9 protein-coding genes are annotated in these 11,018 nt (G+C 42.2%); 3 read left to right on the top strand and 6 right to left on the bottom strand.

What is annotated here, in order from left to right; genetic code table 11:
- Positions 1-54 precede the first annotated feature (54 nt).
- On the bottom strand, positions 55-1,980 hold the full coding sequence (locus CWB80_RS18910) for a S9 family peptidase (RefSeq protein ID WP_054551600.1): 1,926 nt from the start codon (positions 1,978-1,980) through the stop codon (positions 55-57).
- A 149-nt stretch (positions 1,981-2,129) separates the two neighbouring features.
- Between CWB80_RS18910 and CWB80_RS18905 the strand changes: the two genes are divergently transcribed.
- Both CWB80_RS18905 and CWB80_RS18900 read left to right on the top strand, forming a co-directional pair.
- Positions 2,130-2,720, top strand: coding sequence for an ATP-binding cassette domain-containing protein (locus tag CWB80_RS18905; RefSeq protein ID WP_054551599.1), 591 nt, complete (start codon positions 2,130-2,132; stop codon positions 2,718-2,720).
- Positions 2,717-3,811, top strand: coding sequence for a DUF6136 family protein (locus CWB80_RS18900; RefSeq protein ID WP_054551598.1), 1,095 nt, complete (start codon positions 2,717-2,719; stop codon positions 3,809-3,811). Before CWB80_RS18905 ends, CWB80_RS18900 begins: the two co-directional genes overlap by 4 nt.
- On the opposite strand, the gene fadE is transcribed toward CWB80_RS18900, so the two are convergent.
- Complete coding sequence (fadE, locus tag CWB80_RS18895; protein WP_054551597.1) at positions 3,808-6,264, bottom strand: acyl-CoA dehydrogenase FadE; 2,457 nt, start codon at positions 6,262-6,264, stop codon at positions 3,808-3,810. The two genes, CWB80_RS18900 and fadE, sit on opposite strands and share 4 nt — an antisense overlap.
- Before the next feature lie 336 nt (positions 6,265-6,600).
- Between fadE and CWB80_RS18890 the strand changes: the two genes are divergently transcribed.
- The gene (locus CWB80_RS18890; protein ID WP_138599717.1) at positions 6,601-7,365 is read left to right on the top strand and encodes a class II glutamine amidotransferase; all 765 of its coding nucleotides are present in this window, start codon (positions 6,601-6,603) and stop codon (positions 7,363-7,365) included.
- A 15-nt stretch (positions 7,366-7,380) separates the two neighbouring features.
- On the opposite strand, the gene CWB80_RS18885 is transcribed toward CWB80_RS18890, so the two are convergent.
- The 4 genes from CWB80_RS18885 to cmoB form a co-directional block, all read right to left on the bottom strand.
- Entirely contained in the window at positions 7,381-8,196 is an 816-nt protein-coding gene (locus tag CWB80_RS18885; RefSeq protein ID WP_082389175.1) for a DUF3108 domain-containing protein, read from the bottom strand.
- Positions 8,141-8,788, bottom strand: a complete 648-nt coding sequence (gene purN / locus CWB80_RS18880) for a phosphoribosylglycinamide formyltransferase (RefSeq protein WP_138599716.1) — start codon at positions 8,786-8,788, stop codon at positions 8,141-8,143. The genes CWB80_RS18885 and purN overlap by 56 nt, the downstream gene beginning before the upstream one ends.
- Positions 8,788-9,840 carry a phosphoribosylformylglycinamidine cyclo-ligase gene (purM, locus tag CWB80_RS18875; RefSeq protein ID WP_054551593.1) on the bottom strand — a complete coding sequence of 351 codons (1,053 nt, stop codon included), beginning with the start codon at positions 9,838-9,840 and terminating at the stop codon, positions 8,788-8,790. Before purM ends, purN begins: the two co-directional genes overlap by 1 nt.
- Before the next feature lie 200 nt (positions 9,841-10,040).
- Positions 10,041-11,009, bottom strand: a complete 969-nt coding sequence (gene cmoB, locus CWB80_RS18870; protein ID WP_054551592.1) for a tRNA 5-methoxyuridine(34)/uridine 5-oxyacetic acid(34) synthase CmoB — start codon at positions 11,007-11,009, stop codon at positions 10,041-10,043.
- Positions 11,010-11,018: the final 9 nt, after the last annotated feature.

Raw genomic sequence — 11,018 nt, 5'->3', positions numbered from 1 at the left:
TTCTTAACTGATCAGCATTAGGCATCATACCGGCTCTTTATCTTTGCAATTTTGCTATTTATCTAAGTAGGTATTTAAAAACTCAAGGTATGCATTTGAGGCTTTTATGCGGTTTTCTTTTTTAGTAAAACCATGGCCTTCATCATCAAATAATACATATTCGACAGGCACACCATTTGCCTTTACAGCGGCAACAAGTTCATCGCTTTCAACTTGTAAAACTCGAGGGTCGTTAGCACCTTGGATCACCATTAATGGCTTGGTGATGTTTTTAGCATGAAATAGTGGCGAAATGGCACGGTGACGTTCACCGTCTGTCGCTGGGTCGCCCATTTCATCATACAGCGCCTTTTTAAAGCTTTCCCACCATGGTGGAATCGAGTTTAAGGTTCTAACCCAGTTTGTTACACCAAATATATTAATGCCTACTTTGAACTCTTCAGGTTCAAAGGCAAGAGCTGCGGCGGTCATAAAGCCACCATAGCTGCCCCCCATGATGCCAATTTTATCAGCATCAACCCAATCTAGGCTTTGCAGGTGTTTTTTACCGTAAACAATATCTTGTAAATCGTCAGTGCCGTGTTTTTTATCATCTAAATGGAAGAAGGTTTTACCATAGCCTGAGCTGCCACGGTTATTAACTGCAAAAATGGCATAACCATGATTGACTAGATGCTGCTGCATTGCACTATATCCTGTACGACTTTGGCCGCCAGGACCGCCGTGCACCCAAACTAAAGCTGGTACTTTGTTGTTGCTATTAGCTTGCTTAGGCTTATATAAAACCCCGGGGATCTCTAAACCATCAAAGCTTTTAAAGCGCACAATTGTGCTTTCAACCAAGTCATTTTGATTAATTGCATCACTTAATGTGTTGGTTAATTGTTTAGCTTTTGATTCACCGAGTTGCCACACAAATAGGTTACTTGGCGAGGTATCTGAATTTAAATAAAACGCCATGGTCTTTTCATCAGCTGAAAAGTTCACACCACGTAAGTTACCAGCAGGCAGCGATGGCATGGCAATACCTTTACCTGTGGTGGTATCAATTATCGACACTTTAGTGCTTGCGTCAGCATTAACACCGCTTACTTGATAACGGCCAGATTTAGAGAAGTAGATAAAACTCACATCCCACTCATCTTTGAGGGCAGGGCTGTGCTCGCCGGTCGTTAAGTCATAGCGCCACACTTCTGCAAACTCACCTTTGGCGTCGGTTGAGTAATATAATGATTTACTGTCTCTTGAGAAGGTTTCTGGACCATACTTAGCGTCGTCGTCATGACGGGTAATGAGCTCTGGTTTCAGTGTTTTTTTACGCGTATCGAGAATAAATACATCGCTGTCTTTGTTCGAATTGTTTTTCGATAAAGCAATAAATCGACCGTCAGGGCTGATCGCACCGACATCTAGCCCCATGGTATTTTGATAAACAGGCGTTACTTCATAGCTATTAGCATCAACACGATATAGGTCCATAAACTTAGCATCACGCTGATTGCTGGTTATAAAAAAGTGTTTACCGTCTTCTGTGAAGCCTGCAAATCCTGCACGGGTTTCTTCACCTGGCGTAAGATCTTTAACTGTACCATCTGTTTCGCGAACGTAGATGTGATAACGCTCGTTACCGCCTGAATCTTTAGTAAATAGTACGCGCTCATCTTTAGGGAAATAAGCCACAGCATACGTACTGTCTTCAAAATCTGTTAAGCGGGTTTTTTTGGCGGTTTTTATATCTACTTCATAAAGGCTATAAATACCGCTTTCGTCACTGCTAACGAGTATTTTGTCGCCTTTTGGTGAAAAGCTGCTGCCCATGATTGAGGTTGTATCAAAAAAGGTTTCAGCGTCATACTGTTTAACAGTTTGGCTTTGTTGCACGCTTTCGGTGCTGCTCGTTGGTGAGGTTGATTGTGAACATCCTGCAAGTGCAAGGCTAAGTGCGCATGCAACAGCTGCTAGTTGAAAACTCGGTTTCATTGTAATTATTCCTTGTTAATTTTTCGTTTTAAAGTGTTGCCTGTTCATAATCTAAACGCAAGTTTTACCCGTTCGATATTTGTTACAAATCATGTAACTAATAAGAGATATGAGTGTGTTACTATTTTTTCACTATTAAAGGAATAAACATGATTGAAATTAACAACCTCAATAAGCGCTTTGCTTCAGCCCACGTTTTTGAAAACTATAATAAGCAATTTCAAGGTAAACGAGTTTGTTTACAGGCAGCCAATGGCAGAGGAAAAACAACATTATTGATGATGCTAGCTGGCCTTGAAAAGCCGCAATCAGGGCAGGTTTTATATAATAATCAAGCATTAAAATCGCCGCAAAACATTGTTTCAATTGCTAGCGACCGTATTGCTCTGCCAGATTTTTTAACTGCGCGACAAGTTATTGAACTTAGTTGCAAGGCGTTAAAGAAAGATATGCCTGAGCAACTCATTACTGGATTTAACTTTAAAGAGCACCTCAATACTCGCTTTAGTGCTTTGTCGAGTGGCAATCAAAAGAAGTGTCAGCTTATCACTGCTTTTTTAAAGCAAGCTCCATTTTTGCTATTAGATGAACCGAGTGCTGCACTTGATCAAACAAGTATAAAATTTTTGCTGACCTTACTTGATGACTACCTTGATAATAAACCTAATGGGCAAATTATCATTACAAGCCACGAACCAGAGGTGTTTATACAGCACGGTTTTGAGTGCACATCACTATGATAAATTCCTTTGCAAGTTACTTCTCATTCCTTTCTTTTCGATACTTAGCATATACGACCACCCTCAAGAGCATGCTGTCTCAGTTAAAGAATTTTAGCTTGTTGTTTGCACTGGTACTGGGCCCAGCTTTTCTTGGTATGGTTTTATTGTTGTTTTTAGGACTTGGTAAAATAGTCGATAGCCATGCAGCACCTGGTTACGGTGCAAAATTAGCAGTGATTTATCTTTTACTTGAATCAGTAATGTTATGGGCCATGGCACCAGCCATTAAAAATGAGCAAAATAGGGCATTTCAGCGAAGTCTATATAAATCCTCTTGGCGAGTATGTGTTGACTGCAAGTTACTACTGTTAAGTAATGCTTGGCTTATTGCCAGTTTACTAATAGCAGTCGACCTATCGTTAAAGCAATGGCTACAAGTGCCTCATTTTATACTGTTTATGCTGTTGCAGTGGCTATGTGGAGTATTTGTTCTTTATAGGCCACGTGCACTTTTTTATAGTTTATTACTCAGTTCTATCTTGGTATTACTGCCTGCTAGTTTAACTTCACTGCAATACTATCTAAGTTTTATTGCAATTTTCGGCTGTTCGATTTTACTCCCACCTGTAAGAATAAGTCATAAGTTAAAAGTACACTCGCTTGCTTTGTTTTGGCTTAGTTACTTTATACAGCATAGCTGGAGCTTAATATGGCGTGGTTCAGTCTTGCTAGCATGCTTGCTCGCTTTATTACAGCTAATTGCAGTGCGTAATGACTTTAGCGACTTGGTACTGGCTTTGGCTTTTTCAGTATGCGTGTTGCTAACAAGCTCGCTGCAGTTCGATTGCTTGGCTGTTTTTAAAAAATATCGGCTGTTCTTTCAAAGCAATAACCAAGATAAGCCGTTTTATATAAGCCAGTTTTTACCGAGCTTTATATTTTTTTCTGTGGCTTTCATTGTCGTTATAAGCATGCTTGGCACTAACTTGATTTACATCCCTATTGGGGCAGTGTGGTGTGTATTGCAGCAATATTTAGCGCAAAAAAAACCAGCGCAATTTGCGCTGGTTTGGTTTTTCATAACAATTGGAATTGTTTTGCTAGCTTAAGCGGCGTCTGCTTTTTTATCGCTCTCGCCGCGGGCAACATTACCTGCAACTAAGTCTGCTGGGTCAAAGTCGTCAACGTTAATAACGTCAAGACGGGCTTTTTCAACAGCAGCTAGTTTGTCGGCTTCAGCTTGGCTTAAAATGCCTGCTTCTAGGCCCATTTGCGCTACTTTATCAAGCTGGAAGAAAGGCAGTTTTACGCCTTTTTCACGGCATACCTTGTCAAACAGAGGCTCAACTTCAAGGATGTCTTTAAGCGTTTGCTCTTGACGACCAACAAGGTTAAGTGGCTCGTTTTTAAGATAAATGTAGTTAGCTAAACGGTTACGAGTTTCGCTTGGTACTTGTAATAAGTGAGCAAGTTTGTGCTCAAGCTTATCAGTAGGCTTACGTACTGGACGACCGAATGGGAATAACATGATTTTTAGCATCGCACGTAGTGGTGCAGATGGCATGTTATTGATTAAGTCAGCGAGTGCACGTTGGCAGTGGTAAAGGTGATCTTGGCAGCTCCATTGAACAAGCGCAAAATCTTCTTTTTTACGGCCTTCGTCGTTGTAACGTTTAAGTGTTGCAGATACAAGGTATAAGTAGCTTAGTAAGTCACCTAAACGTGCAGAGATACGCTCTTTACGTTTTAATGAACCACCAAATACCGCCATGCTGATATCTGACATTAATGCTAATGATGCACTGAAACGTGACGCAACACGATAAAACTCAGCTGTTTCGTCTTTGTACGGTGTACTTGTGAAGCGAGCATTTGTTAATGCTAACCACTTAGTACGAACAAGGTTCGAAATAGTAAAGCCAACGTGACCCATTAACGCTTTATCGAATACTGCTAGCGCTTCTTCACGGTCTTCAATAGCACAAGCACCTAGCTCAGTTAACACGAATGGATGACAACGAATTGCACCTTGACCATAAATGATCATGTTACGCGTTAAGATGTTTGCACCTTCAACGGTAATTGCAATTGGCGCACCTTGGTAACCGCGACCTAAGTAGTTGTTTGGACCAAGCATGATGCCTTTACCACCATGAACATCCATGCCGTGAATCGTTGCTTCACGCATTTGCTCAGTTAAGTGGTATTTGATAATCGCAGATACAACCGATGGTTTTTCACCAAGGTCAACAGCCCCTGTAGACATGCTCACTGCAGCATCAGAGCTATATGCGTAACCTGCAAGTTTTGCCATTGATTCTTCAACACCTTCCATTTGACCAATTGGTAAACGGAATTGACGGCGAATACGGCTGTAAGAGCCTGTTGCAAGCGCAATTGTTTTAATGCCACCTGTTGAGTTAGACGGCAATGTAATTGCACGACCAACAGATAAACATTCAACAAGCATACGCCAGCCTTGACCAGCCATTTTCGGGCCACCAATGATGTAATCAAGTGGTACGAAGATGTCTTTACCGCGAGTAGGACCATTTTGGAATGGTACGTTTAGCGGGAAGTGACGACGGCCAATTTCGACCCCTGGAGTATCTGTAGGGATCAGCGCACAGGTAATACCAGGTTCTTTATCATCACCTAGTAAACCGTCTGGATCTTGTAGTTTAAATGCAAGACCAAGTACAGTCGCAACAGGAGCAAGAGTAATGTAACGCTTGTTCCACGTTAGGCTAATACCAACAACTTCTTCGCCGTTCCATTGACCTTTACAAACAACACCGTAATCTGGAATTGCACTTGCGTCAGAACCAGCTTCTGGTGATGTTAAAGCAAAACATGGGATCTCTTGACCACTTGCTAAGCGTGGTAAGTAATGATCTTTTTGCTCTTTAGTACCATAGTGCTGAAGTAATTCGCCTGGACCTAATGAGTTAGGTACACCTACGATAGAAGAAAGTAGCGTCGATTTACTGGTTAGCTTTTGCAGTACACATGATTGTGCATAAGCAGAAAACTCTAAACCGCCAAATTCTTTTTTGATGATCATGGCAAAGAATTTATTATCTTTTAGATATTGCCAAACATCTTGCGGTAAATCAGTTAGTTCGTGAGTTGCGTGCCAGTCATCTAGCATGCTACACACTTCTTCAACTGGACCATCAATAAACGCTTGTTCTTCGATAGTCAGTTTAGGTGCTGGGTATTGGTGCAATTTGTTCCAGTCAGGACGACCACAAAAAAGATCCGCTTCCCACCACGTCGTACCGGCATCGATTGCTGATTTTTCAGTATCCGACATCGTCGGGGTTACTTTTTTGAAAGCAGCGAAGATAGGTTTGATGATGTATTGTTGACGAACGCCAGTCACAGAAAGTGGCACAGCGATAAGTAAGAATAGTAGCCAACTAATTGCGCCAAACGCGCCAGCAAATGTGCCAACAAGTAAAGTCGCAACGGCAATACCTAAGCAGGTATTCCAGCTTGCTCTATGGTAACTCGCAATACTAAGCAGCACGAGTAAACCAAGTAAAAATATGAGAGTCATTGATTATTCCTTAATAGAGGTCAGACCACCTCTTTTAGAGTAGCGCTAGAAAAGCGAATTATCAAGAGGGGAACAAGGATTAAAACGGCTTGTTTGGTGAGTTTTATTATTTTAAAAATGGCTATCAGTGCAAAAACATTTACAGCAGATGAGGAATTGTTGAGTAATTACTTATAATCAGCGCCGTTATACTTACGATTAGTTGTGAATTGCTCAGATAGTTCTGAAAATCTCAGCATAGCAGTTGCCATCCTTAGCGGTATGTTTAACAATGAGCGCAGGCAGGGATCAGCCCATCATGCCTTCCTTCGATTAGTTTTATAGGTTAAGAGTTCTATGTGTGAGTTGCTTGGCATGTCGGCCAATGTACCAACGGATATTTGTTTCAGTTTTTCAGGATTATTAGAACGCGGTGGTAATACTGGCCCGCATAAAGATGGCTGGGGCATCACTTTTTACGAAGGCAAAGGCTGTCGTACATTTAAAGATCCTGAGCCAAGTTGCCAATCAGAAATTGCCAAACTAGTTAAAGCCTATCCAATAAAAAGTATTTCGGTGATAAGCCATATTCGCCAAGGTAATCGTGGCCGAGTGTGTCTTGAAAATACCCACCCATTTACTCGCGAGTTATGGGGACGCGAAATTACGTATGCTCACAACGGGCAACTATCGAATTATCATGATTTAAAACCAGATTACTATCGACCTGTGGGGAATACAGACAGTGAACTGGCGTTTTGCTGGCTGCTCGATAAAATTCGCGAAAAATACCCTAAACGCCCATCAAATATGGCGTCTGTATTTCGTTATGCTGCCAAGCTTGCCCACACACTGCGTGAAAAAGGCGTATTTAATATGCTGCTTACCGATGGTGTTTATGTTCTAGCTTATTGCACAAATAATCTACATTGGATCACACGCCGTGCGCCGTTTGGCAAAGCGACATTAATTGATGCAGACATGGTGGTTGATTTTCAAAAAGAAACCACACCGAACGATGTGGTTACTGTGATTGCAACAAGGCCGCTCACCAATGATGAACGCTGGCAGAAAATGGAGCCAGGTGAGTTTGCACTGTTTAAAATGGGCGAAAAGATTTAAATAAAAGATGAAGCGCTACTCAGGCGCTTCATTACTCACTTCTTGTTGCACTTCATTTGGAACACTAACAGGTGTGGTCACGGTGAATGAATTGAGCTGCACTTCAAATTGCTCTACGCCTTTTTCACCTTTCCACATACGAACTAGCATGTAGTCCATTTCTGGGGCAAACCAAGCAAGCGCTTGACGCTTATCGTTATCGTATAATCGTTTTACTTTAATCGCTTCTACATTACCAATAGGTAGCGAAATCATTTCTGTGCCGACAACTTCAAAGTCATAATTACGAAGGTTGCCTTTTTTATCAATCAGTGGATACGATAATTGCGTTTTACCTTGTTTTAGCTCTTCGCGTACTTGCACTTGATAAGACAGTGAATCCTGAAAATCATCTGACCAATCAATTTTAAGAGGGTATTTACTTTGGCTGCTTTGAACTTGCTTTTGCGTAGCATCAAATTTTAAGCTGTACTCTTTATCAGGCCCGGTGCCCGAACGCTCCATAGTGTAACTTAGCGGAGAAATTTTCTGATCATGATAAGTAAACATGGATGTTTCTTTTCGTGAGTCTGAAAAAATCATCCATTCGATTTCACTGTGATAAGTGATCACGTAGTTACCGTCTGCGGCTTTTTTCAGCTCGCGTACTGCTTTACCATGGGTTTCGCCTTTACGAAGTACATCGTATTTGGCTTCGTATTGAGTGAGGTCGCCAGCTAATACACTGGTAGGAAGTAATAAAGTGCCCACACAAGCGAGTAGGGCACTTAGATTTTTATTCTGGGTAGTGCGCGCCGTGTGCAGGAAGTTTCTTTTCGTCAAAAACTGCATAATCTGCTTCCATCTTGAGTCGTTGTTCACTGAACCACTTGACCACCAACGGATAGATTATATGTTCTTGCTGATGAACACGTTGTGCGAGTGTCTCTGCGGTATCGTTTTCGAGTACCGGCACTTTGGCTTGAAGAACAACGGGACCGCCGTCTAGCTCTTCTGTGACAAAGTGAACACTAACACCATGAACCTCATCTTTTGCATCTATCGCTCGCTGGTGGGTATTCAGCCCTTGGTACTTAGGCAACAAAGAAGGGTGAATGTTCAACATTTTTCCCTTAAACTTTTGCACTAAGCTAGGTGTAAGAATACGCATAAAACCAGCTAATACAACTAGATTTGGTTCAAAATTGTCAATAATGTCCATTAACTCAGCATCATAGGCCTCGCGCGAGTCAAAATCTTTATGGCTTAGTACACATGTTTGTATACCTGCATTTTTTGCTCGCTCAAGGCCATAGGCGTCGGCTTTATTACTAATTACAGCGGCGATTTCGGCCTTTATCTCACCACGCGCACACGCGTCAATGATGGCTTGAAGGTTTGAACCGCTACCAGAAATTAATACAACAAGACGACAAGGGGTCATTAGTCACGACCACCTAAAATTTCTACTTGCTCTTCGCCTGCTTTCGCATCTTGGATCTCACCGATATGCCATGCATTTTCGCCAAGATCTTTAAGGATTGTTAAGCTTTGCTCAAGTTTGTCAGCTGGAACAACTAAAACCATGCCTACACCACAGTTGAATGTACGGTACATTTCGTGTGTTGTGATGTTGCCGTTTTCTTGTAACCAGTTGAAAACAACAGGCCATTCCCAGCTATCACCTTTGATTACTGCTTTTGCAGATTCAGGAAGTACGCGCGGGATGTTTTCCCAGAAACCACCACCCGTGATGTGAGATAACGCGTGTACGTCAACCTGCTTGAATAGCTCAAGTAGTTGTTTAACGTAGATACGAGTTGGCTCTAAAAGGTGATCGCCTAGTGTTTTACCTTCAAGCTCTGCGCTTGTGTCTGCGCCAGATACTTCAAGAACTTTACGAATTAATGAGAAGCCGTTTGAGTGAGGACCACTTGATGCAAGGGCGATTAATTGGTCGCCTGCAGCAACTTTAGTACCGTCGATAATTTTTGATTTTTCTACAACACCAGTACAGAAACCAGCCATGTCGTAGTCTTCGCCGTCGTACATACCTGGCATTTCAGCAGTTTCACCACCGATTAAAGCACAGCCAGAAAGCTCACAGCCTTTACCAATACCTGTTACAACATCAGCCGCAGTATCTACGTCTAATTTACCAGTTGCATAGTAATCAAGGAAAAATAGTGGCTCTGCACCTTGTACAATAAGGTCGTTTACACACATAGCAACAAGGTCGATACCCACTGTGTCGTGCTTTTTAAGATCGATTGCTAAACGTAGTTTTGTACCAACACCGTCTGTGCCAGCAACCAGTACAGGCTCTTTATAGCCAGTTGGTAGTTCGCAAAGTGCGCCAAAACCACCGATACCGCCCATTACTTCAGGACGTCTGGTTTTTTTAACTACGCCTTTAATACGCTCAACAAGTGCATTACCGGCATCGATATCTACGCCCGCGTCTTTATAGCTAAGAGACTGTTTTTGTTCGCTCACAGGTTTTCCTCAAAAAAGTTGCATGTGGGTTGCTTAGAAACGCGCGTATTTTACAACAATTGCACTGGCGCGGCTAGTTGAAAAATCACTTTAACCGACTTGACAAGGACAGTTGTCCGGTTTTTTGTTTTCAAGTTACAAGGCAAAAGTATCAAGCAAATGAACTTTTAACCTTGAAACTCGAAACTTCTCACTATTTGTTAAGCTTTCGCTGTTAAAATAGCGCGCAGAGGGGCAGGGTAACCTTCAATGGTTTTGCTGGTGTCATTAGGGTCTAAAAAGTCGACCAGTGATTCGTTTTCCATCCATTGGGTTTTACGTTGTTCTTCAAGCGTTGTGATTGCGCAGTCTTTAACTTGTACATCTTTAAAGCCAACGCGCTCCATCCATAGCTTTAATGCCGCGGTGCTTGGGATAAACCATACATTACGCATTTTTGCATAGCGGTCAGTTGGCACTAAAACTGTGTGCTCATCACCTTCTACAACCAGTGTTTCAAGGACTAACTCACCCCCTGGGCGAAGCTGCGCTTTTAATTGCGCTAAAAAGTCGATAGGCGAACGACGATGATATAAAACACCCATCGAAAAAACTGTATCGAATGCTTTTAGCTCTGGCAGAGCTTCAACACCTAACGGCAATAAATGCACGTTTTCATCTTGGTGATAATGCTTTATCGCTTGGAATTGGCATAAGAATAAATCAGATGGATCGATACCCACCACAAAATTTGCGCCTTCGCCACGCATGCGCCACAAGTGATAACCCGAGCCACAGCCAATATCAAGCACTGTGCGGCCTTTTAACGGTTCGATATGAGGCAGTAAACGATCCCATTTCCAATCACTGCGCCACTCAGTATCAATCTCGATACCGTGTAAGCTAAAGGGGCCTTTACGCCATGGCATCATGCGCTTTAATAAATGCGTTAACTGTTTTTGCTGACCTTCAGATAGCTCATCACCGGTGCCAATTTGTACTTTATCCTGAAGATTTACATGGTTTGTGCTTACCTCAGGTAAGTTTTTCAGCACTTTTTGCCATTTCGGTAAATCGCCGTGGCTGGCTTCGAGTTCCCAGTGCTTTAATTGACCTGGCAAAGTTTCGAGCCAGTGGCTAAGCGGGCTTTGTGCAATCGCAGCGTAAAATTGGTTAAACCATTGAGACATGAAATACTC

Origin of the sequence: Pseudoalteromonas sp. S1650 (genome assembly GCF_005887195.1) — a bacterium.
GTDB classification, from domain to species: Bacteria; Pseudomonadota; Gammaproteobacteria; order Enterobacterales; family Alteromonadaceae; genus Pseudoalteromonas; species Pseudoalteromonas simplex.
The sequence above is the reverse complement of the archived record's forward strand: the minus strand, read 5'-3'. Positions and strand labels throughout refer to the sequence as shown.